At 48.2% G+C, this 24882-nt stretch carries 15 protein-coding genes and 2 pseudogenes; 7 read left to right on the forward strand and 10 right to left on the reverse strand.

The genetic code is table 11. The features are described 5' to 3' along the window. Nucleotides 1-15: 15 nt before the first annotated feature. Genes lsrF through lsrA form a run of 5 tightly spaced genes read right to left on the reverse strand, consistent with a single transcriptional unit; the run spans nucleotide 16 to nucleotide 5501 of the window. Nucleotides 16-891 carry a 3-hydroxy-5-phosphonooxypentane-2,4-dione thiolase gene (gene lsrF, locus HEN33_RS05300; RefSeq protein WP_000774178.1) on the reverse strand — a complete coding sequence of 292 codons (876 nt, stop codon included), beginning with the start codon at nucleotides 889-891 and terminating at the stop codon, nucleotides 16-18. A 26-nt stretch (nucleotides 892-917) separates the two neighbouring features. Then, nucleotides 918-1940: an autoinducer 2 ABC transporter substrate-binding protein LsrB gene (lsrB, locus tag HEN33_RS05305; protein ID WP_088541886.1), complete on the reverse strand. Its 1023-nt coding sequence runs from the start codon at nucleotides 1938-1940 to the stop codon at nucleotides 918-920. Between the two features lie 11 nt (nucleotides 1941-1951). Continuing rightward, nucleotides 1952-2944, reverse strand: a complete 993-nt coding sequence (gene lsrD, locus HEN33_RS05310) for an autoinducer 2 ABC transporter permease LsrD (RefSeq protein ID WP_104919771.1) — start codon at nucleotides 2942-2944, stop codon at nucleotides 1952-1954. Beyond that, nucleotides 2944-3972, reverse strand: a complete 1029-nt coding sequence (gene lsrC, locus HEN33_RS05315) for an autoinducer 2 ABC transporter permease LsrC (RefSeq protein ID WP_176263025.1) — start codon at nucleotides 3970-3972, stop codon at nucleotides 2944-2946. Before lsrC ends, lsrD begins: the two co-directional genes overlap by 1 nt. Next, complete coding sequence (lsrA, locus tag HEN33_RS05320) at nucleotides 3966-5501, reverse strand: autoinducer 2 ABC transporter ATP-binding protein LsrA (protein ID WP_176263026.1); 1536 nt, start codon at nucleotides 5499-5501, stop codon at nucleotides 3966-3968. Before lsrA ends, lsrC begins: the two co-directional genes overlap by 7 nt. Before the next feature lie 249 nt (nucleotides 5502-5750). On the opposite strand from lsrA, the gene lsrR reads away from it, so the two are divergent. The 5 genes from lsrR (at nucleotide 5751) to hipA (ending at nucleotide 16128) form a co-directional block, all read left to right on the forward strand. Then, on the forward strand, nucleotides 5751-6704 hold the full coding sequence (lsrR, locus tag HEN33_RS05325; protein ID WP_000154346.1) for a transcriptional regulator LsrR: 954 nt from the start codon (nucleotides 5751-5753) through the stop codon (nucleotides 6702-6704). Between the two features lie 78 nt (nucleotides 6705-6782). Then, complete coding sequence (gene lsrK, locus HEN33_RS05330) at nucleotides 6783-8375, forward strand: autoinducer-2 kinase (protein ID WP_176263027.1); 1593 nt, start codon at nucleotides 6783-6785, stop codon at nucleotides 8373-8375. 529 nt (nucleotides 8376-8904) lie between these two features. Beyond that, nucleotides 8905-14325 (forward strand): ECSE_1600 family autotransporter, encoded by a 5421-nt coding sequence (locus tag HEN33_RS05335; protein ID WP_176263028.1) that lies wholly within the window; start codon nucleotides 8905-8907, stop codon nucleotides 14323-14325. 214 nt (nucleotides 14326-14539) lie between these two features. After that, entirely contained in the window at nucleotides 14540-14806 is a 267-nt protein-coding gene (gene hipB, locus HEN33_RS05340) for a type II toxin-antitoxin system antitoxin HipB (RefSeq protein WP_001296726.1), read from the forward strand. Beyond that, nucleotides 14806-16128: a type II toxin-antitoxin system serine/threonine protein kinase toxin HipA gene (gene hipA / locus HEN33_RS05345; protein WP_176263029.1), complete on the forward strand. Its 1323-nt coding sequence runs from the start codon at nucleotides 14806-14808 to the stop codon at nucleotides 16126-16128. The genes hipB and hipA overlap by 1 nt, the downstream gene beginning before the upstream one ends. Nucleotides 16129-16326: 198 nt before the next feature. On the opposite strand, the gene HEN33_RS05350 is transcribed toward hipA, so the two are convergent. Next, nucleotides 16327-17679, reverse strand: a complete 1353-nt coding sequence (locus HEN33_RS05350) for an SIR2 family NAD-dependent protein deacylase (RefSeq protein ID WP_001544475.1) — start codon at nucleotides 17677-17679, stop codon at nucleotides 16327-16329. Between the two features lie 206 nt (nucleotides 17680-17885). Continuing rightward, nucleotides 17886-19286, reverse strand: coding sequence for an ISNCY family transposase (locus tag HEN33_RS05355; RefSeq protein ID WP_105277013.1), 1401 nt, complete (start codon nucleotides 19284-19286; stop codon nucleotides 17886-17888). A gap of 230 nt (nucleotides 19287-19516) precedes the next feature. Here HEN33_RS05355 and HEN33_RS05360 point away from each other — a divergent pair. After that, nucleotides 19517-19902, forward strand: a pseudogene (locus tag HEN33_RS05360) (hypothetical protein). 115 nt (nucleotides 19903-20017) lie between these two features. On the opposite strand, the gene HEN33_RS05365 reads toward HEN33_RS05360, so the two are convergent. The 3 genes and pseudogenes from HEN33_RS05365 to HEN33_RS26300 all read right to left on the reverse strand — a co-directional run. Beyond that, on the reverse strand, nucleotides 20018-20212 hold the full coding sequence (locus tag HEN33_RS05365; RefSeq protein WP_000956368.1) for an MbcA/ParS/Xre antitoxin family protein: 195 nt from the start codon (nucleotides 20210-20212) through the stop codon (nucleotides 20018-20020). Between the two features lie 949 nt (nucleotides 20213-21161). Continuing rightward, complete coding sequence (locus HEN33_RS05370) at nucleotides 21162-22712, reverse strand: hypothetical protein (protein WP_176263030.1); 1551 nt, start codon at nucleotides 22710-22712, stop codon at nucleotides 21162-21164. Nucleotides 22713-22955: 243 nt separating this feature from the next. Then, a pseudogene (locus HEN33_RS26300) lies at nucleotides 22956-23102 on the reverse strand (helix-turn-helix domain-containing protein); the annotation flags it as partial. A gap of 396 nt (nucleotides 23103-23498) precedes the next feature. Between HEN33_RS26300 and HEN33_RS05375 the strand changes: the two are divergent. Beyond that, nucleotides 23499-24860 (forward strand): ankyrin repeat domain-containing protein, encoded by a 1362-nt coding sequence (locus HEN33_RS05375; RefSeq protein WP_242460281.1) that lies wholly within the window; start codon nucleotides 23499-23501, stop codon nucleotides 24858-24860. Nucleotides 24861-24882: the final 22 nt, after the last annotated feature.

The raw sequence follows: 24882 nt of genomic DNA on the forward strand, positions 1-24882 counted from the left end.
TCCTTAAATCCGCAGTTACTGTTTTTCACTCAGATAGAGTTCATATGCCCGATCAGCCGTTTCGTTATGGTGTACCACCGCCTGTACGGCTTTCATCATCGCCACCGGATGGTCAGACTGGAAAATATTACGCCCCATATCCACACCAGAAGCGCCCTGATCGATAGCCTGCCAGCACATTTCCAGCGCCTCGCGCTCCGGTAATTTTTTACCGCCAGCAATAACAATGGGTACCGGACATCCGGCAACAATCCGTTCAAAACCTTTATCGACATAATAAGTTTTGATAATCTGCGCCCCCATTTCAGCGGCGATTCGGGTAGCCAGCGAGAAATATCGTTGGTCGCGCACCATATCTTTGCCCACGCCAGTCACGGCCATGGTCGGCATTCCTACTTTCATTCCGGCATCGACCAGCTGAATAATATTTTTAATCGACTGATGTTCATATTCGCTGCCGATATAAACCTGCGCTGCCACCGCGCAACTGTTCAGGCGCACGGCGTCATCCATCGATAACGCCACGGCTTCATTACTTAATTCCGCCAGAATAGAGTTCGCACCAGACGCCCGCAGTACTACCGGCTTATTGGTCGCCGGGGGGACTACGCTGCGCAAAATGCCGCGCGTACACATTAATACATCGGCATGTTCAAACAGCGGGGCGATATTTATATCAATGCGTTCAAGTCCGGTAGTCGGCCCCTGAAAATAACCATGGTCAAAGGCCAGCATCACGGTTTTACCCGTTTTCGGATTAAATATCCGTGATAAGCGTGACTGCATTCCCCAATCCAGCGCACCGCAACCTTTCAGGGTAAAAGGGATATTTTGTTGCGGTTGATCGGTGCGAAAATCTTTACCATCTTTAATATCGTCTAAATCTGCCATAACGTACTCCGGTTAAGTAATGCACATCAGAAATCGTATTTGCCGATATTCTCTTTGTTGAATATCACGCGCTCCGGTAACAGTACGATGCCATTACCATCCGCTTCGTAGTCATAGCCCTGAACGCTGTTTGGCGAGACTTCAACCTGACCTACGCCCTGAATATTCAGCTTGTCGCCCGTTTTCATTGATCCTTTTTTCAATAATGCATCCGCGACATAAACTGAAATTTTGCCTTGCTGAACCACATCCCACAGGCCAAATTCTTTCACCGTGCCGCGCTCTACATACGGACGCATCACGTTTGGCGTACTGAATCCGACAATCGCAACTTTGTCATTTTTCAGGTTTTCTGCGGCTTGTGCGGCAGCGGGCAGGGCGTTGGCGTCCGGGGCGATAATGGCGTCGAGATCGCTATAGGCTTTTAATATTCCTTCTGCGGTTTGTAACGATTTAGTGGCATCGTTATAGCCAAACTGCGTAGTGACAATTTCCCAGCCTGGATGGTCTTTGGCGATTTTCGCTTTCGCCTCTTTCACCCACTGGTTTTGGTCCGTAACGGTGGGGCTTGAGTAGAAAAACGCGACTTTGGCTTTGTCTTTATTCACCTGACGCGCCGCCATATCCACCAACATACCTCCCAACTGGGCGGGCGTTCCCTGATTAATGTAGTAAGAGCGGCACTCCGGTTTGGTATCAGAGTCCCAGGTCAGCACTCTCACGCCACGTTGCATGGCGCGTTTCAGTGCCGGACACAAGCCATCAGGCGAAACCGCAGAAACGATAATGGCGTTATACCCCTGATTGACGAAGTTATTAATCAACTGTACCTGACCAGAAACACTGGGTTCTGTCGGCCCGTCGTAGGTCACATCAACGCCCAGCTCTTTACCAGCTTGTTGTGCGCCGTTGCCACCGCTGGTAAAAAATCCCACGCCAACCAGTTTGGGAATAAAAGCAATACGCTCTGCGGCCTGCACATTCATAGAGATTGCGGCAATGCCAAGAGCGCTAAGTAAGGCGATTTTCTTAAAGCGATGAAGTGTCATGAAGATATCCTTTATGGCAATGGGTTATTGGCCCGACGCGCCAGCCACTCTTTAATTTGCTGGCGATGCAGGCTAACGGAACGACCTACGACAACGACGATAAGCAGCGCACCGGAAAGGGCGCTGGACACCTGATTTGGCACTCCTGCCATTTGCAAACCTTGTTGCAAATATCCCACTAGTAAAACCGCAATGGCGGTGCCGATAATGGAACCGGAACCACCATAAATATTGGCACCGCCAAGCACCACGGCGGTGATGGCGGGCATCAGAAACGACGCACCGAGATCGGAACGTGCTGAACCAAAATACGATACCAGCAGCACAGCGGCGACCGCAGACGCCAGCCCCGTCATGGCATAGAGTGCACATAAGGTGCGGTTAACCGGAATCGCGCTATAAAGCGCCACGCGCGGGCTTTGTCCAATCAAAAACACATTACGTCCGGCATGGGTTTTATGCAGCCACAGCCAGAAAACGATGAGACATATCAGAAAGATAATCAGCGGAACGGGGAGTCCCAGCACATCCAGATTAGCGAAATCTGTAAACGCCATCGGGAATCCACCAATACCTTCGTACCCCGTAGCCCCGGCCATCCCGGAAAGCAGCAGAGCGCTTCCGGCAAACAGATACAGCGTGCCAAGCGTAATCACCAGCGGGTTAACTTTGGTATAGATAATTAATCCGGCGTTAATCAGCCCGCACAATGCGCCGAGCAGAAAGGTCAGAAGAATCGCCAGCGGCATCGGCACGCCGCTTTGAAACAGTACGCCTAATGCAATGGCGCACAAGCCGATGGTCGAGCCAAACGAAATATCGATCCCGCCACTGACAATCACCATCGTCAGCGGTAGGGCGACAATGCCAATGCAGATAAAGTCACTGGTGCTGAACAGCAACATATTGAGATCTAACATCCGCGGGTTAATTGCACCAAATGCGACAATCTCAATAACGAGCAGTGCGGCAAGAGCTAGTTCCCAACCGTAGCGAATACGCATTACGCGGCCTCCCGTTTTTTACCTGACGAAGCGGGTTTAACGGATGGCGGTGGCGTCATAAAGCGGGCATATTTTTGCCGCCGTAGATTACGTTCCAGCGCACAACGCAGGCGTCCATCAAACACCAGCACCGCCAGCAGAACCAGGCCCGCGATAAAATCATTCCACCATGCCGGAATGCGCAACAGCACCAGTACACTATCGATCTGCGTCAGGAACCATGCGCCGAGTACCGCACCGATGATCGCACCGGAACCGCCGAGCAAACTAATACCGCCCAGCACGCAGGCTGCAATCGCTTTCATCTCCAGCCCGGTACCGGTCTGGTTGGGAATAAAACCGATCTGCGAAGCAAACACAATCCCCGCCAGTGCCGCCATGCAGCCGTTCAACGAAAATGCCACAATCCTAATGGCTTCCGTACGAACGCCCAGTTGACGAGCGCCCTGCAAATTATCGCCCGTGGCATAAAAACTGCGTCCAAACGCCGTCTTCGCCAGCAGCCAGGCCATAAATGCCACCAGAATTATCGTCAACCAACCAATTGCTGAAACGCCAAACAGCAGCGGGGCGGAGAGTTGTTTCAGTTCGGTGGGTAACCCCTCAATCCATTTACCGCCAGTCCACAGCAACATGATGCCCCTGTACAATCCTAATGTACCGAGCGTGGCAACAATGGCAGGGATCTTTAGCCACGCGACCAGGACACCGTTGAAAAATCCCGCGAGTAAACCAAGCAGTAAAGTCGCGACACAAGCAACAGGTAGTGAATACCCCGCGTTCAGTAACATTCCCAACAGCACTGCGCACATTCCGGTAATCGAACCTACCGAAACATCGATATTGCGCGTGAGCATCACCAGCGTCGCGCCCATTGCCAGCAGGATCAGGATTTGCGCGCTGCTATAAACCATGGTCAGCGTTTGCATACTTAAATACTGGCGGTCGAGAAAACCGGGTAATACAAACAGCAACACCACCGCCAGCAGTGCCGTGATTTCACGGTTGTTCTGGATAAACTTCAGCATGATGCCTCCTGACGCTGACTATCGCCGAAGGCAACGCGCATAATGGTCTCGACATTAATATCGCGTCCGGTCAGTGCAGAGTGGGCAATTTCGCCCTGATGCATCACATATACGCGATCTGCCATCAGTTCGATCTCTTCCAGATCAGAGGAGATAAGCAGCACAGCCACATTTTGTGCGGCGATGCTGCGCAACAGCTGGTAGATATCATTACGGGCCGAGACATCCACGCCGCGCGTCGGCTCATCGACAATCAAAACTTGCGGCGAAGCTTCCAGACATTTGGCAATCAGGATTTTTTGCTGGTTGCCGCCGGATAAGGTCCGCGCAGCTTGTTCCGGTTGGTTAAATTTAATATTCAGAGCCCGACGATAACGTTCCAGTGTGGCGTTATCTTTCGCGGTTTTCGCCCAGAATCCACGAAGGTTATGAGTAAGGGCGCAGACATTCCAGGCCAGCGAAGCATCGAGATTCAGTCCGGATGACTGGCGATCTTCCGGCAGATAAACCAGACCGCGCAGTAAACGTTCTCCAGTGGATAATCTATTGATCTCTTTACCATTCAGCATAATGCGTCCGCCACGCAAAGTACGCAGACCATAGAGCGTCTCGGCCAGTTCTGTGCGTCCGGCCCCCACCAGCCCAGCCAGACCCAGAATTTCTCCGGCATTAAGCGTCAAGCTGACATTCATAAAACCTTCGCCGGTCAGGTTTTCCAGTGTCAGCACCGGCGTTCCGGCGGCATGTTGTGGGCGGTTGCCAGGTAACTCCAGCCATAATTTTTGGCTGGCAGAGAGCGATTTTTCCCGTAGCGCTGGCGTGATGGCCTGAATAATGTCGTCGGTAGACAGTTCGCTGGTTTTGCCGCTTAAGGCGATGGTTCCGTCGCGCATCACGCTAATTCGATCGGCAATCTGGCGAATTTCCGGCAGCTTATGCGAGATAAAAACAATACCCACGCCAGTAGCAAGCAACTCTTGCAAGCGACTAAACAAACGTTCGGTTTCGGCGGGGGTAAGCGAGGCGGTAGGTTCATCGAGGATCAGAATCCGCGAGTCGCGCATCAGCCCGCGGAGGATTTCCACCATTTGGCGATCGGCGACATCCAGCGATCCTGCCAGACTATGCAGATCAAACTGGCAGCCCAGCGCCGCCAGCAAGTTCTTCAGTTTCTGCATGGAGAGCTGTTTTTTTGCTAGCCCAAACAGAATGTTTTCTTTTATCGACAGGCTTGGGAAAAGCAGCGGTTCCTGGGGAACGAGATAAATACCCAACTGATGAGCATGAACTGGCGTTAATCTGGTGTAGTTGTTGCCTCCAATCTCCAGCGTACCGCTATCAGCAGGGGTAATACCGGCAATGATCTTCATTAACGTCGATTTACCGGCACCATTGCCGCCAAGCAGGGCGTGGACTTCCCCCTGATGCAACGTAAAATCGATGCCTTTCAGGACATTAACCCCTGAATACTGTTTATAAACCGAGCGGGCGCAAAGTAGCGGTAACGCGCGGATATCACTCGTTAGCATGTTTCCCCCGTTCAGTTTTGCAGGTGAGTTTTGAACAAATGTATTTCTGCTTTCAATTTGTTCATAAACCTTAGGTGGACATTGCACATATTTCCGACGAATAGATCACAATTTATGCTATTTTGATTTTCACGGTTGCGTTTGTTCATGCTCGTAGAGTCAAACTGTGGTTGCTATCACAGATATAAATGCGCAAGAACTGAACAATTGCATTAAAGATTTAAATATGTTCAAAGTGAAGAATGAATTATGACAATCAACGATTCGGCAATTTCAGAACAGGGAATGTGTGAAGAAGAACAGGTCGCGCGGATCGCGTGGTTTTACTATCACGACGGGCTGACCCAGAGCGAGATCAGCGAGCGTCTCGGGCTGACTCGCTTGAAAGTGTCGCGATTACTGGAAAAAGGGCATCAGTCCGGCATTATTCGCGTGCAGATTAATTCTCGCTTTGAAGGCTGTCTGGAATATGAAACTCAATTACGTTGTCAGTTTTCGCTGCAACATGTCCGGGTGATCCCTGGGCTTGCGGATGCTGATGTCGGCGGGCGACTAGGGATAGGCGCGGCGCATATGTTGATGAGTTTACTTCAACCACAACAGATGCTGGCGATTGGTTTTGGCGAGGCAACCATGAATACGCTGCAACGCTTAAGTGGTTTTATTTCGTCGCAGCAAATTCGCCTGGTCACGCTCTCCGGTGGCGTCGGTTCTTATATGACGGGTATCGGGCAGCTTAATGCGGCGTGCAGTGTGAATATTATTCCGGCTCCGCTGCGGGCATCCTCCGCTGACATTGCCCATACGCTAAAAAATGAAAATTGCGTCAAAGATGTTCTGTTAGCCGCACAAGCTGCGGATGTGGCGATTGTCGGCATTGGGGCCGTGAGTCAACAAGACGACGCGACGATCATTCGCTCCGGTTACATCAGTCAGGGCGAACAGTTAATGATTGGCCGAAAAGGGGCGGTTGGCGACATTTTAGGCTACTTTTTTGATGCAAAAGGTGACGTTGTCACGGATATTAAAATACATAACGAACTGATTGGCTTACCTTTAAGCGCGCTGAAGACCATTCCCGTCCGGGTTGGCGTGGCAGGGGGAGAAAATAAAGCCGAAGCCATTGCCGCTGCAATTAAAGGCGGCTATATCAACGCACTGGTTACCGATCAGGACACAGCAGCGGCGATTTTACGTAGTTAAATTTGCATGACCTTATTACCGGGAATGATGGAGAACGTATAGAGGAACAGACAGAACGCATAAGCCGAGGATAATCTAATGGCTCGACTCTTTACCCCTTCAGAATCAAAGTACTACCTGATGGCGCTGGATGCAGGCACCGGAAGTATTCGGGCTGTGATATTCGACCTGGAAGGCAATCAAATAGCAGTGGGACAGGCGGAGTGGCGGCATCTGGCAGTACCGGACGTTCCTGGTTCTATGGAATTTGATCTCAACAAAAACTGGCAACTGGCGTGTGAGTGTATGCGCCAGGCGCTGCACAACGCCGGCATAGCCCCGGAGTATATCGCTGCCGTTTCGGCATGTTCGATGCGCGAAGGCATTGTTTTATATAACAATGAAGGAACACCGATCTGGGCCTGCGCCAATGTGGATGCCAGAGCGGCGCGCGAAGTTAGCGAACTTAAAGAACTATACAACAATACCTTTGAAAACGAAGTTTATCGCGCCACCGGACAAACGCTGGCTTTAAGCGCTATTCCCAGATTACTTTGGCTGGCGCACCATCGTTCTGATATCTACCGACAGGCGTCGACCATCACCATGATCAGCGACTGGCTGGCCTATATGCTCAGCGGTGAACTGGCGGTGGATCCCTCTAACGCTGGCACCACGGGACTTCTTGATCTAACCACCCGTGACTGGAAACCTGCATTGCTGGATATGGCAGGCCTACGGGCCGATATTCTTTCTCCTGTCAAAGAAACCGGCACATTGCTGGGCGTGGTAAGTTCACAAGCGGCGGAACTCTGCGGTCTGAAGGCGGGCACTCCGGTGGTCGTTGGAGGAGGCGACGTGCAACTTGGTTGCCTGGGGTTAGGCGTTGTCCGTCCGGCACAAACCGCTGTTCTTGGCGGTACATTCTGGCAGCAAGTTGTAAACTTAGCCGCGCCGGTGACAGACCCAGAAATGAACGTGCGCGTTAATCCTCATGTTATTCCTGGCATGGTACAAGCTGAATCTATAAGCTTTTTTACCGGACTCACCATGCGCTGGTTCCGCGATGCTTTCTGTGCCGAAGAAAAACTGATTGCCGAACGTTTAGGCATCGACACCTATACGTTGCTTGAAGAGATGGCAAGTCGTGTGCCGCCTGGGTCGTGGGGCGTAATGCCGATATTCTCCGACAGAATGCGCTTTAAAACCTGGTATCACGCTGCGCCTTCCTTTATTAATTTGTCTATTGATCCGGATAAATGTAACAAAGCGACATTGTTCCGTGCGCTGGAAGAAAATGCGGCGATTGTATCAGCGTGTAACTTGCAGCAAATCGCTGATTTCTCGAATATTCATCCTTCATCGTTAGTCTTTGCAGGCGGAGGTTCAAAAGGGAAATTATGGAGTCAAATTCTCGCTGATGTCTCGGGATTACCCGTCAATATTCCGGTGGTCAAAGAAGCCACCGCATTAGGATGTGCCATTGCAGCTGGCGTCGGTGCCGGAATTTTTTCATCAATGGCAGAAACCGGAGAACGCCTGGTTCGCTGGGAACGGACGCACACACCAGACCCGGAAAAGCATGAACTTTATCAGGATTCACGCGATAAGTGGCAGGCAGTTTATCAGGATCAGCTGGGGCTGGTTGATCATGGACTGACGACGTCGTTATGGAAAGCGCCTGGGTTATAGTTTCATTGACAGCCACATCATGATGACTGTGGCTGTTAGTTTTTGAGTATTGGTATTCTTATTTCCCTTCTTTAGAGCTGGCTTGTTAAATGCCAGCTTGCAGATTCATCGTTCCATCACCAGTACTATATTCAAGGGAAAATTGCTATTTTTCTTAAAGCATTAAGCATAACCCTTATTTTATAGCGAATATTCTTAAAGGCATTAATGGATGAAAAAGGGTTTTAATAAACTTCTGTTTTTAGCAATTAGTGCTATTCTTTGTTAAATATGATGATGATAATCTTCTTATTGAAAGAAACAGTTTTCTTATTAAGCAACAATAACTCATGGTTCATTTTTAAATAAAATAAGAACTATGCAATTTTTAATCTATCGATTCGAAAGTATTAGCAAATTAGCCAAATTGACACCTTCCCACCTCCAACCAACACTCAATACAGACCTCTGACAACTTAATAAGTTTCATTTTTAACATCTGATGGCTCATCTCTTTCGTGGCTGTATTGTTTGTATATGGAGCGTTTATATGAATAGAATCTATCGCGTGATATGGAATTGCACCCTACAGGTATTTCAGGCCTGCTCGGAATTAACTCGCAGGGTAGGTAAAACATCAACGGTTAATTTGCGTAAATCCTCTGGATTGACAACGAAATTCAGTAGATTGACGCTGGGTGTTTTGCTGGCACTAAGCGGTTCAGCGTCTGGTGCGAGTCTGGAAGTTGATAATGGTCAGATTACCAATATTAATACTGATGTTGCTTACGATGCCTACCTGGTTGGGTGGTATGGCACTGGAGTGCTTAATATTTTGGCTGGCGGTAATGCCTCCTTAACCACTATTACTACCAGCGTCATTGGTGGTAATGAGGACTCAGAGGGCACCGTTAACGTTTTGGGTGGCACCTGGCGATTGTATGATAGCGGAAATAATGCAAGGCCTTTAAATGTGGGTCAATCCGGAACGGGGACGCTGAATATTAAACAGAAGGGTCACGTTGACGGAGGATATTTAAGGATAGGTTCTTCGACAGGAGGCGTCGGGACGGTCAATGTTGAAGGAGAGGACTCGGTTCTGACGACCGAATTATTCGAAATAGGGAGTTACGGTACAGGCTCATTAAATATTACGGATAAGGGTTACGTCACGAGTTCAATAGTCGCCATTGTAGGATATCAGGCGAACAGTAATGGTAAGGTTGTCGTTGAAAAGGGTGGCGAGTGGCTAATAAAAAATAATGATTCCTCAATTGAATTTCAAATTGGTAATCAAGGGACGGGCGAAGCAACTATTCGCGATGGGGGGCTAATTACGGCTGAAAATACGATTATCGGTGGCAACCTCACCGGTATCGGAACCCTGAATGTGCAGGATCAAGACTCTGTCATCACGGTACGCAGACTCTATAATGGATATTTCGGTAATGGCACAGTCAATATTTCCAATAATGGACTGATTAATAATAAAGAATATTCATTGGTGGGCGTTCAGGACGGGTCCTACGGTGTCGTCAACGTGACCGATAAAGGGCATTGGAATTTCCTCGGAACGGGCGAAGCTTTCCGCTATATCTATATCGGTGATGCTGGCGACGGTGATCTTAATGTCTCGAGTGAAGGCAAAGTAGATTCGGGAATTATCACTGCGGGGATGAAAGAAACAGGCACAGGCAACATTACTGTTAAGGATAAGAACTCCGTTATCACTAATCTCGGAACTAATCTTGGTTATGACGGCCACGGCGAAATGAATATCAGTAATGAGGGGCTTGTTGTCAGCAACGGAGGAAGCTCACTCGGTTATGGAGAAACCGGCGTCGGGAAGGTTAGCATCACCACGGGGGGGATGTGGGAGGTCAATAAGAATGTCTATACCACTATTGGTGTTGCGGGCGTCGGAAACCTCAATATCAGCGATGGCGGTAAGTTCGTATCGCAAAATATTACTTTTTTGGGCGATAAAGCAAGCGGTATCGGCACACTGAACCTGATGGATGCGACATCATCGTTCGATACTGTAGGTATCAATGTCGGTAATTTTGGTAGCGGCATCGTAAATGTCAGTAATGGTGCCACCCTTAATTCAACGGGCTATGGATTTATCGGAGGAAATGCCTCCGGTAAGGGGATAGTTAATATTTCAACGGATAGTCTCTGGAATTTAAAAACGTCATCTACTAACGCCCAATTGCTACAGGTCGGTGTATTAGGCACGGGTGAACTGAATATTACCACCGGAGGTATAGTTAAAGCGCGTGATACACAGATAGCTCTCAATGACAAAAGTAAGGGCGACGTGCGGGTGGATGGGCAGAACTCTCTTCTTGAAACATTCAATATGAACGTAGGGACGACTGGCACAGGTACGTTAACCCTGACGAATAACGGCACGCTGAATGTCGAAGGTGGAGAAGTTTACTTAGGTGTTTTTGAGCCTGCTGTAGGAACGCTAAACATTGGTGCTGCCCACGGTGAGGCTGCGGCAGATGCCGGGTTTATCACCAATGCGACGAAGGTGGAGTTCGGTCTTGGCGAAGGCGTTTTTGTCTTTAATCATACCAATAACAGTGATGCCGGCTACCAGGTCGATATGCTGATTACGGGTGACGATAAAGACGGAAAAGTGATGCATGATGCAGGCCATACGGTGTTCACTGCAGGGAATACTTATAGCGGCAAAACGCTGGTCAATGACGGCCTCCTGACTATTGCGTCACATACGGCAGATGGGGTAACAGGCATGGGTTCGAGTGAAGTAACCATTGCAAGCCCCGGTACGCTCGACATTCTCGCATCAACGAACAGCGCAGGAGATTACACGCTGACCAATGCGCTCAAAGGCGATGGCTTGATGCGAGTGCAGCTGTCATCCTCCGACAAAATGTTTGGCTTTACCCATGCAACAGGAACTGAATTCGCCGGTGTTGCCCAACTGAAAGACAGTACCTTCACACTGGAACGCGACAACACCGCTGCGCTTACTCACGCGATGCTTCAGTCTGACAGTGAAAATACCACATCGGTAAAAGTGGGAGAGCAATCCATTGGTGGACTAGCCATGAATGGCGGTACGCTCACTTTCGATACGGATATACCTGCTTCGACGCTTGCGGAGGGATATATCAGCGTCGATACACTGGTTGTCGGCGCGGGTGACTACACCTGGAAAGGCCGTAACTATCAGGTAAACGGGACGGGCGACGTGCTTATCGACGTGCCTAAACCGTGGAATGATCCCATGGCGAATAACCCTCTGACTACGCTCAATTTGCTGGAACACGATGATAGCCATGTCGGCGTTCAACTGGTGAAGGCGCAAACGGTTATTGGGTCGGGTGGCTCATTAACGTTACGTGATTTACAGGGCGACGAGGTGGAAGCGGACAAAACGTTACACATTGCACAAAACGGAACAGTGGTCGCCGAGGGTGATTATGGATTCCGACTCACGACCGCACCTGGTGATGGTTTGTATGTTAACTATGGGCTGAAAGCGCTGAACATCCATGGTGGGCAAAAGCTGACGTTAGCCGAACATGGCGGAGCCTATGGCGCAACGGCCGATATGTCGGCAAAAATCGGTGGTGAAGGGGATCTGGCAATCAATACGGTGCGACAGGTTTCGCTTTCCAACGGTCAGAACGACTATCAGGGGGCAACCTATGTTCAGATGGGGACATTACGTACCGATGCGGATGGCGCGCTGGGCAATACTCGGGAACTGAACATCAGCAACGCGGCCATCGTCGATCTTAATGGATCGGAGCAGACGGTAGAGACATTCACCGGGCTGATGGGTTCGACTATTTTGTTCAAAGAAGGTTCGCTGACGGTGAATAAAGGTGGGATCAGTCAGGGCGAACTGACAGGTGGCGGAAACCTGAATGTTACAGGGGGAACACTGGCTATCGAGGGGCTTAATGCACGCTACAATGCGTTAACCAGCATTAGCCCAAATGCGGAAGTCAGCCTCGACAATACGCAGGGGTTAGGCAGAGGGAATATTGCCAATGACGGTCTGTTAACGCTAAAAAACGTGACCGGCGAACTGCGCAATAGCATAAGCGGTAAAGGTATCGTGAGCGCAACCGCCAGCACAGACGTAGAGCTGGATGGCGATAATAGCCGCTTTGTGGGGCAATTCAACATCGATGTAGGCAGCGCGCTCAGCGTCAACGAGCAGAAAAACCTGGGTGATGCTTCCGTTATCAATAATGGCCTGCTCACCATCGCCACTGAGCGTAGCTGGGCGATGACGCACAGTATCACCGGTAGCGGCGATGTGACAAAACTGGGGACCGGGATCCTGACTCTTAACAACGATTCCGCGGCGTATCAGGGTACGACGGATATCGTGGGTGGTGAAATTGCTTTCGGTTCCGACTCTGCCATTAATATGGCAAGTCAGCACATTAATATCCATAACAGCGGTGTGATGTCGGAAAATGTCACCACTGCAGGTGATGTGAACGTTATGCCTGGGGGGACACTGCGTGTCGCCAAAACCACTATCGGCGGCAATCTGGAGAATGGTGGCACGGTTCAAATGAATAGCGAAGGGGGGAAACCGGGGAATGTACTGACCGTTAACGGCAACTATACCGGAAACAATGGCCTGATGACGTTCAACGCGACGCTGGGCGGCGATAATTCACCCACGGATAAAATGAACGTGAAAGGCGATACCCAAGGGAACACTCGCGTTCGGGTTGATAACATTGGCGGCGTCGGTGCACAAACGGTCAACGGTATTGAACTCATTGAGGTTGGCGGTAATTCTGCAGGTAACTTCGCGCTGACCACCGGAACTGTCGAAGCTGGGGCTTACGTCTACACGCTGGCTAAAGGGAAGGGGAATGACGAGAAAAACTGGTATCTAACCAGTAAATGGGAAGGCGTAACGCCACCGGATACACCCGATCCCATCAATAATCCTCCTGCTGTGGATCCGGAAGGCCCATCAGTTTATCGCCCGGAGGCCGGAAGCTATATCAGCAACATTGCCGCAGCCAACTCGCTGTTTAGCCATCGTTTACACGACCGTCTGGGTGAGCCGCAGTATACAGATTCACTGCATTCTCAGGATTCGGCAAGCAGTATGTGGATGCGTCATGTCGGAGGGCACGAACGTTCAAGGGCCGGTGACGGTCAGCTAAATACTCAGGCTAACCGCTATGTATTGCAGCTAGGCGGCGATTTGGCGCAGTGGAGTAGCAACGCGCAGGATCGCTGGCATCTCGGCGTCATGGCAGGCTATGCCAATCAGCACAGTAATACTCAGAGTAATCGTGTGGGTTATAAATCGGATGGGCGCATCAGCGGTTACAGCGCTGGGATGTACGCGACCTGGTATCAGAACGATGCGAATAAGACCGGCGCTTATGTTGACAGCTGGGCGCTGTATAACTGGTTTGATAACAGCGTCAGTTCCGATAACCGTTCTGCTGACGACTATGATTCTCGCGGTGTGACGGCCTCTGTTGAGGGTGGATATACCTTTGAAGCGGGAACATTTAGCGGCAGCGAAGGGACGCTGAATACCTGGTACGTCCAGCCACAGGTGCAAATCACCTGGATGGGTGTGAAAGATTCTGACCATACCCGGAAAGACGGAACACGCATTGAAACGGAAGGTGACGGAAACGTGCAAACGCGACTTGGGGTGAAAACCTACTTGAACAGTCATCACCAGCGTGACAATGGTAAACAGCGTGAGTTCCAGCCTTACATTGAAGCGAACTGGATCAACAACAGCAAAGTCTACGCCGTGAAGATGAATGGTCAAACCGTAAGCCGTGATGGTGCGCGTAATCTCGGTGAAGTACGTACCGGGGTTGAGGCGAAAGTAAATAACAACCTTAGCCTGTGGGGGAATGTCGGTGTGCAACTAGGTGATAAAGGCTATAGCGATACTCAGGGCATGCTGGGTGTGAAATATAGCTGGTAAACCGTATAAGCCGCATGTCGAAGATGGCATGCGGCTGCTTAATATTGCCGACTTCAAACGACTTTTAAATCCTCCTTTTTATCCGCGATCGCGGATATCACAGTGTTTATCCCGTAGAGCGGATAAGATGTGTTTCCTGATTGACTTTATCCCCACTAAAGGATAAAACTGATAATATCCCCTTGAACGGATAAATATGCTGTGGACGTATGACATGATGAGCTTTCAGAAGATCTATAGCCCAACGCAATTAGCGAATGCAATGAAACTGGTTCGTCAGCAAAATGGCTGGACGCAGAGCGAGCTGGCGAAAAAAATCGGTATTAAGCAGGCGACAATTTCCAATTTCGAAAACAATCCTGACAATACCACGCTCACGACATTTTTTAAGATTTTACAGTCGCTTGAACTCTCAATGACGCTATGCGACACGAAAAATGCCTCGCCAGAATCAACAGAACAGCAAGATCTGGAGTGGTAATGCCTAAACTTGTCACTTGGATGAACAACCAGCGGGTAGGCGAGTTAACGAAGTTAGCCAATGGCGCGCACACCTTTAAGTATGCACCGGAGTGGTTAGCCAACCGTTATGCCAGACCGTTATCACTTTCGCTGCCATTGCAGAGGGGGAATATCACCTCTGATGCCGTATTTAACTTCTTCGATAACCTGTTACCCGATAGCCCGATTGTACGTGACCGGATCGTTAAACGTTATCATGCTAAATCCAAGCAACCGTTTGATTTATTGTCAGAAATAGGGCGAGATAGCGTTGGTGCCGTAACGTTATTACCCGAAAATGAAACCATAACGCGCCCGATAATGGCATGGGAACAGCTCACTGAAGCCAGGCTTGAAGAAGTATTAACGGCTTATAAAGCAGATATCCCTCTAGGCATGATTAGAGAAGAAAATGACTTTCGCATCTCGGTTGCTGGCGCGCAGGAGAAGACAGCGCTGCTCAGAATAGGCAATGACTGGTGCATTCCGAAAGGAATAACGCCGACGACGCACATCATTAAATTACCGATTGGCGAAATCAGGCAGCCCAATGCGACGCTCGATCTCAGCCAAAGCGTTGATAATGAGTATTACTGTCTGCTGCTGGCGAAAGAACTTGGGTTGAATGTGCCGGACGCAGAAATCATTAAAGCGGGAAATGTGCGCGCGTTAGCGGTCGAACGTTTTGACAGGCGTTGGAATGCTGAGCAAACGGTTTTACTTCGCTTGCCACAGGAGGATATGTGTCAGACATTCGGTTTACCTTCATCGGTGAAATATGAATCAGATGGAGGCCCAGGCATCGCGCGGATCATGGCTTTTTTGATGGGGTCCAGCGAGGCGCTGAAAGATCGCTATGATTTTATGAAGTTTCAGGTGTTCCAGTGGTTGATTGGCGCAACGGATGGCCATGCAAAAAACTTCTCCGTATTTATTCAGGCTGGCGGCAGTTATCGACTCACGCCATTTTACGACATCATTTCAGCATTTCCGGTATTGGGTGGCGCAGGAATACACATCAGCGATCTCAAACTGGCAATGGGGCTTAACGCATCCAAAGGCAAAAAAACGGCAATCGATAAAATTTATCCGCGACATTTTCTGGCGACAGCAAAGGTGCTGAAATTTCCGGAAGTGCAGATGCATGAAATCCTGAGTGACTTTGCCAGAATAATTCCGGCAGCACTGGATAACGTGAAGACTTCATTACCGACAGATTTTCCGGAGAACGTGGTGACGGCAGTTGAAACCAATGTGTTGAGGTTGCACCGTCGGTTAAGCCGAGAATACGGTATTAAGTAAGATATGGGGTTTGGACGTTGTTAATGAGCAGGACAATCATGACCGCCAACGACTGGATTCTCCCTTGGTTTATGTTTGTCAAAGCTCAGTGAAAATGTCTAATCACTGGCTCATTAGAAATGTCCATATGTTGAAAAGGCCGCTGCGAAAAACCCTCCCGCAGCGGCCTCTTTAGCATAACGTCATTATGCGAACCAATTATGGTTTGAGTTTATACTTCTGACCATTAATGATTTTTTTGATTAACTCTAATGCAGCGGGGGAATATTTATGAACACCTTCCTTCCCCGTTTTCACTAGCACATGATAGTTATTATCTGAGGATTTAATATTAAAACCAGTTTCCTTGTGTATTCTTTCTAATACTTTATGGACGTAATGCCAAGATCCCATATCAAGTAATTTTGCAAGTTCAGATATGGTGTAGGGATAGCTTGCGTTAAGTGCTTGACCATTATTTAACTCTGCAATTCCATAAAGTTTCGCTAACACGTTATCTTGCTCAGCAATGTTCTTAAGCATTTCAAAATCATATGGAAGCTCTTGTTTTACAAGAGATTGAGAGGCAAATGTATAGGTTCTGGCTAATAGCGCCCTGACTAATTTTGGGTTAACACTGATTTCTGGCGTATTTGACGATAGGGCATCATAAATCCAACCGAAATCATTGGCATAGATCACTTTGATTCGGATGCTTTTATTTTCACCAACACCAATCAAAATCTCTTTCTGGTGTGAACCTGTACCTTCACATTCTGGACTAAAGGAAACCAAATAAATATTCGGAATCAAAGCGTTATTCGGCGCAATTATCTCATCAATATCAGACAGGATGGCTTTAATATTCTCATCATTAATACTATAGCCAATGAAGAACAACGGATGCTCGACGAAATATGTTAAAAGTTTTGCACTGATATACTTTTTACGCTTATAAAACTCAACATAATCTTCATTTGTTATAATGATGCTTTCTGGTTCTTTACTACTGCCGTGAATCTTCATGATTTCACCGTATGTAGTATAGTTAACAGTCACAACATTATGGCCAACTATCGGTTGGTAGTTATCAAATATCTTTTCAAGCAGATCGTCATAGTTTGTTGTAATAATGGCATGGGGCCTTACTTTTTTTAACTTTTCAATTTCTTCAGTGTACTCCATTGCTGAAAAATCAACCGAGTCTGAAAGGTTATTCAACAATGTTGCAATCTCATGCTTGATATAAATATCTTTAGAGCTTTTTCCATTGAAATACTGTTCAGGATAACGAGATGTCCCCACATCCCAAGCCCACTCAGCGTATGACTCAGAAAAATCACTTGCTATCAATGGTTTATTGTCATTTCTTGTTTGACTGTAGTAACCATACGGGCGAGTGATTAATGGGCAAGTTTCAGCGAGATACTTTAACAGGTTTTCCCAATCAGGAGCTTTCAAGTAGCGTTGAGATACCCCTGCACCCATAAAGAGAATTGGCTGTACCTGTAAACCTTCAAGACATGATTTGATATCTTCAATTATTTCTGTCTGATATTCAGAGAAGTCCATACTTTAGCCTTTAGGATGTGAGATGCTGGAGTAGTAAATCGCCGCGGAGCGGTTCGGGGTTCTGTGACACTCGAATTTTACCTCGGTTATATAATATCATTGAAGTTATTTGCATTTCTCAGAAATCTTCTCTGGCTTTAATTGCTATAGCCGAAAGATAGCGCACACATCGCCGTTGGTCAGTTAGTACGAGGTTTCCGCCAAGTTCACCTTTTACCAAAGATGGCTTCAGAGCTTCCCTGAAGCTTTATCATGGCTTCAAGTAGGTCATCTTCGTTCAGTGAGCGCTGAGATTTGTTGATGCTAGGGGCGTGCCGTCTGCGGGAAGGCTCATCACCAGAACAAGGTAACGATTGTGAGCGATTATTGTCCCGTTTTGTCTGGATCTGACGGGCAACATCCAACACATGGCCAAGTCTCTTGTTATCTACAATGGCGACGCTCTCAACCTCAGAAAGCCGGTCATAGGTGGAGTAGGGCAGCAGCATGCCATTTAGTCGCAGCTCCTTATGTCCGTCAGGATAATGCCAGACATCAATGTACTTGCCGATGGCTCTTCGACTGTATTCGCTGTCCTCAATCAGATAGAGGATTTTATCGTATTGTACAGTCAGACTTTTTGATACACGCCGGGGCTCTCGCCAGGTAAATTCCGCATCAAGGTCATCGTCTAGTGCCAGTGGCCGGTGCGCGTTAAAATCATGCAAGGGCGCTTTGGCAAAGCGTCGGTTGTAATCCGCAATGTATTCTTCTGCAAATCCATTGGCCGCTTCTATAGTACAGATTCCCCTAAGCCTGAGTTCCTTAACCAGCCGGTCCTGAAGGGTTAGATGAGCACGTTCCACACGGCCTTTTGCCTGACTGGTTTCTGCGCACAGCGGTGTGATATTGAGGGAGCGCATGGCCCTGGCAAACTGAGTTTCACCGGGACCGAGGGTAGCATGCTTATTGTTTACCCGGAAGACATTGGCTTTGTCGCTGTAGAGGATCATGGGCTTACCATGTTTTTCGATATAGCCAAGAGTTGCTTCAAAATAGGTAAATGTGGATTCAGATTTCACAAACAGTAAGTGCATCAGGCGACTGGTGGCATCGTCAACATAGACAAGAGCTGTACAGGGTCGACCCCGGTTTTCAAACCAGTGGTGGTCACAGCCATCAATTTGTATCAGCTCGCCAGTACAAGGCCGCCGGTAACGAGGCTGATGAATTTTAGGTGCGCGCTGTCTGCGTGGGATCCAGAGTCCGGCTTTTATCATGAGACGTCGGATGGTTTCTTTGCCAAGGACCAGACCGTGAACTTCCTCCAGTTTTTCCCGCGCCAGCGTGGGGCCAAAATCACGGTATTGCTCCCTGATTATACTGAGAGCCTGATCTGTCAGTGACGCTGGCAACAGACGGTTACCAGTGCGGCCACGACTCTGGTTGTTCATGCCAAGCGGTCCGAGTTGACGATAGCGTTTCAGCAGTCGGCTGCAATGACGTGGTGTAATGCCGAGCATCTCCGCAGCTTGGCCAGGACGCAGATTGCGATCGATGACATCCTGAAGGATTTTGAGGCGGTTGATTTCTTTCACGTTGAACATCCCGGCGTCATGTATAGCCATAGAAAACTCCTCATCAGGAAAAGTGAGTCGTTGTCTAGACATACAGGTCTGAGAACTATAGCCTGGACATTCCAATGAGCCACAAATAGACATTAGCATTGAGCCTCTACAATGTTGGTGCGCATAATGTATATTATGTTAAATAGCCTACGATGGTAAACAACTTCATATCTCTCCATTGCCTCTCACGAAAGGAACTGGACACACTGATCGAGCACGAATTACAACTGATGCTGGCTGAAGGCTTTGACAAGTCCCCTATTTCCGCCAAGGCCCTGCATATTCGGCTCAAGGCAAAAGGTATCGTTAACGGTGGTTTAAGTACGCTGAGCAGCCTTGAGCGAAAACGCCTAATTGCTGCCTATGTTGATCAGCAACTTGGCCCGTTGAATCTACGCCCAAAAGAAAAACAGCAATACGTCAACCGCAAAACCCGTCAGGCCTTGCTGGCCAGAAACCAGCAGTTGCAGGCGGAAGTCAGTGAACTGCAAGACCAACTGGCGCAGAATACCCTATCGTTGATAGAAATTGTCAAAGCGGTAAAAATCAATACGGTTATTCCGGTGGAAAGTCTGTTGCCAAACATGTAGTTCGGGAGTTACACAAGTCGTCATAATGCTGGTTATAATTTTCGGCAAAGGGCATGGACGATTTATTTCCGTCATTCTGTATATTGCTTACCTTCCCAAATTTCTCCAACCGTTAGTTGGAGAAATTAGATGAGTCGTAAATCATGAATAAACCCCTTGCTCTATTCGAAAAATGAGCATGGCAACTTTCAACACCCCCTCTTCTGAGTCCATTATCTCAGAGGGCGTTTTCCACTGTAATGCTCTGTTTGGTTCATTGCACCAGTTTAATGCTGCACTTTCGTTACCTTCAAAAAGATCAATAGCCTTTTGAAGAACATCATTTTTTGTCAGCATGTTTTACACCTGAAGACGTTTTGAGTGCTTCGATAAGACTACTTCGCTCTTCCTCTGTCATCCGGGATATGAGCAATGCAAGTTCTGCTGTTGTCTGATCATCACAAAAAAGTAGTTCAACGGCACGTTTAACTCTGCCGCCATCCGTCGAATCGTATCAATATCGGGGACATGGCGCCCTTTCTCATAATGATTCATACGACTGCTAGCCGATGCGGGATCAAAGCCAACATGAAGAATTGATAATTGCCGTGCCGAGCAGAGAAAATGAATTCCGGAAACTTTCTCTTGAGCAAGATAAAAGACATATTAAGATAAATGAAAAAATAAAAACACTGATTAGGATTGGTAATAAAAATATTACAATAAGGCAATGAATTTTAAAAAGGATTTGAAGTTTAATACAGTCATGAAAAAGAGAGGGCAAAGCCGACCCCGCCCTCTCCCTTCATGCACTGATAAGCCTCACTAATAGGAGTGTTAGCAGCGCGTACCACTGTATGCTAGACCTGAAAAATATAATCTCAGTCAGTCCCAGATGCAACCTTTAACACTTCAACGCAACAAATTAAACAACGAATAGCCACAAACGTGTAGACAGTGCACTGATACGAATAAAAGTAACGCTCCTGAATTGCTCAATCAATGATATATACCCTGTTTTACTGACATATCTGACAGCGGGTGGATTTCCTTCAATTATTGATATAACACCATACGCACTACATCTGTCTCCACCAGAATATGAGGTGAAATTGTTGCGCACCGGTTAATCCGGGTGTACTGGTCAAACTGTTTTTACGGTGCGCCTGTTTTATAGCCTTCAGTTGCGCAATGCGTCGACTTCGCATGGTTTTCCTCATGACTGCCGCTTTACCATTGCGCAATTCGCCGATGTAGTCGGTGCCCCCCGGAAAATCAAACGGTTCTGGTTGTTCTCTGTACTGCTTCAGGGCGTATAGCCCGTTACCTCAACAGACGGGTTTTCCCCGGAGCGAGGCCTCTGGGGTTCATAATTAATCGTACAGCCAAAGTACCAAGCGTTCGGCCGGCTGGGCGGCCGGCTGGGCTTGCTGGTCAGTTTGTTCCAACACACATTAAGCATCTCCAGTCCGCTGGGCAGGCGGTCCGGCAGGCTGGTCAGCTGGTTATTACTCACATCAAGCACCTTCAGCCTGACGGGCAGCACCGGCAGATGGATCAGCTGGTTATTACTCACATTAAGCGTCCTCATATAGCCGGGCAGCTCCGGCAGGCTGCTCATGAGGTTAAAACGCACATCAAGCGTCACCAGCCCGGCGGGCAGCGCCGGCAGGCCGGACAGCTGATTATTACTCACATCAAGCATCACCAACCCGGCGGGCAGGACCGGCAGGCTGCACAGCCGGTTTCTACTCACATCAAGCTTCTCCAGACTGGCGGGCAGCACCGGCAGGCTGCACAGCTGGTTTTTACACACATAAAGATGCTTCAGCCCGGCGGGCAGGACCGGCAGGCTGTCCAGCCAGTTTCTTCTCACATCAAGCTCCTCCAGCCCGGTGGGCAGCTCCAGCCCGGTGGACCTGAAGAGATTGTTTCCACCCACATTAAGGTGCTTCAGCCCGGCGGGCAGGACAGGCAGGCTGCACAGCCGGTTTCTACTCACATCAAGCTTCTTCAGCCCGGCGGGCAGGACCGGCAGGCTGTCCAGCAAGTTTCTTCTCACATAAAGCTCCTCCAGCCCGGTGGGCAGGACCGGCAGGCTGCACAGCTGGTTTCCACTCACATCAAGCTTCTCCAGCCCGGCGGGCAGCTCCGGCAGGCTGGTCAGCATCAGATTTGCCAGTTCTAGTTCCAGTGCCGAAGCTCTATTGCATGCTCTATTGTATATATATGCCTTCACCCTACTAAGAGCTTCTGCCCTGTATTCCCCGGGAGCATTCACCTTGGCCCAGGCACGCCATGCCGTTATCTGGGCCACCCAGTCCGGGACTTTATCGATATACTTCCGGAGCAGTTTACAGTGTGGTTTATCGCCAGTCAGAGTTACAGACAACGCTACTTTTGGCATACCTGGTATGTACATTGTCATGATGGGCTCATCGACGACGGACAGGTTCAGTAAGAGCCCTATCGGCGGGTCTTCCTTTTTGGCCGGGATGGTGTAAATATTGGGATTGTCTGTGGACTCGAAGCTCAGGAACATATTTGTCAGCTGATCACTTTTGGTCAAACATTGATCGTGAAGGAGGGAACGACAAACCATGTGGATGAAAGTTTCTTCGGATGCGTTGTGTAATATGGTTGTATAATCTGATGAGGATAAATCATCCCAGTTTTCTATCTTGCTGGTCTTGCTGGCTGCGATATCGTTTAATGAATTGTTTAATAAATCGGTTAATACATAGCCGATATGAAGACGGTTTGCTGTCTGGCTGGATTCATCGGGTGCCCAATATTCATTTTCATTGGGTTTAACATATACACCGGATGCACCGGATAAAGAAGTAGGCTGGAGCATGATACCTCACAAAAATGTGTTGATGAAAAGCCGGATTCTGTCCATATTCCCGTGAACCGGCTATCAAAATTCGCGCATTTTGCCAGGTATTCATGTGGTTAAAATTTATCTGGTGCGTTTCCGGTGGTTTTGCAGTTCACCAGCTACAATCGCTAGCAACGGCACATTTATACTCAACATAAGTTAAATCATATTGACTGTTAACTTACTTCATGAACCAAGATGCATCGTCAATGGAGGCTTAACATGGCGTCCTGTCTCATAATGATTCATACGACTGCTAGCCGATGCAGGGTCAAAGCCAACAAGGAGACCCAGAGAGCGCTGTGATAATCCCGCCCTGCATCTCGCTTCCTTAAGTCGCTCTGGTATCGGATTTTTTTCAGACACTGATTCATCTTCATTTGCCTCGAATGCTTAGAACGAAGAATGGAATGAATCGTATCATCATGTGACCCCGTAAATTTCTCGTTCAAGTCAGTTGCAACTCGAATTCGAATATCGTGAGGCAGGTGCCCCAGGTGGGGTAACTTCTGAATGACAAAGGCATAAAAGAAATCATTTAAAATGAGCGATATTTGATAGTTTTTCTCCGGTTTTAAAATAGTATCAATAGTATCAGGTGAATCTTTATCCCGACATTATCCGGGATAATATTCAGATTTCTGTTAATGTCAGTAATGGGTTCGATAAATTAAAAGGTGATTATTATGATGTCCGTTAATGGTGATGTCCACACTATAATACTCAGATCTTCTACTACAAATACTACAAAAGACCTGTACTATGATGGAAACTACCGGTAAAGGCGGACTCACCTCCAGTAAGATGCTAAAATTACTGGAGGCGTCAAGCGAAGGGGGTACCCCGGGTTTGTATATGGCCATGAAGAACGGACGCTATGACATGCTGGATACAATACTGGGCTTGCTCGCCAAACTGCCCGATAATTATAACATTAACAAAAATGATGTACTGAGGTTACTGAAAGCAAAAAACTCTGATCCGAGATCTAATTCGATTGAAGGGTTGGAAATTGCTATGACGGAAGGACATGATAAAATACTGATAACGATGTTGGAAATGCTTCCCGACGTGGTCAAGAGGTTTGGAATTACCAATGATGAGATGCGGGATTTAATCAATCCACGTAGGGGTGATGATCGTGCTTTGAGCAAAGCCATGCTTAATGGGAAAGAAAACATAGTGACCGCTATGCAACGGTTACTCCCCGACCATGCCGAGAAATTACAACTCAGCAAAGAGGATGTCTTTAATATACTGTCTTCATTCAACGATAAAACTTCCCAAAACCCCTCGGGTTTATTTAAGGTCATGTCACATGGGAAGGTAAATATGCTGAAGTTCATGCTGGATAATCTCTGCGCGCTACCGGAGGAGGTATTTACCAAAGAGGATATTCTGGGTTTCCTGGCTGTAAGAAATGCGAATGGCATGACGGGGATGGCGCATGCTATGTCTTATGGTCATGTGGAAATAGTGAAGGCCATGCTGGACCGTCTCTGCTCGATGAAGGGGGAGTTTAATATTACCAAAGACTATGTCCTCAATAATATACTGGCTTCAAAAAACGGCAACGGCTGGACAGGGATATCTTTAGCCATAGCGCACGGACATGTGGAAATACTGAAGACCATACTGGACGCGCTCCCCATGCTGAATGATAATTTTGACATTACCGGCGCGGATATACAAAAGTTTCTGTTTGCAAAAATCGACGAAGGCATCTCGGGTTGGACCAAAGGTATGGACAGAGGGAATAAGGACAAACTGATAAGCATGTACAAAATGCTGTTCGATAACATACTGATGGATAATAAGTCAGATATTCCTGTTGATTTGCTGAGGGAATTAAATATTGTCAGCCATATTGTATTGACAGAAACTGGAAAACCAAAAACAGACGAAATAGCAAGGCAGTCTGAAACCAGACTCACCTACGGACAACTCCGGCAATGGAGTGAACCGTGTGTACGGCGGGCGGCCAGGAGTTTAGAGGATTACTGTCGGAACCTAAACATTAATGTGGACACTGTCAAACCCTACCTGACCCCAGACGGGCTTACTCCCCTCGGCGTAGAGATGCGGGATAATGTAAAAGTGCCGGGGCTCACTGTTGTGGAGTAAGGTCCTGCACATCCCGTGGCCT

This window comes from Escherichia sp. 94.0001 (genome assembly GCF_013369155.2).
Taxonomy (GTDB): domain Bacteria; phylum Pseudomonadota; class Gammaproteobacteria; order Enterobacterales; family Enterobacteriaceae; genus Escherichia; species Escherichia coli_F.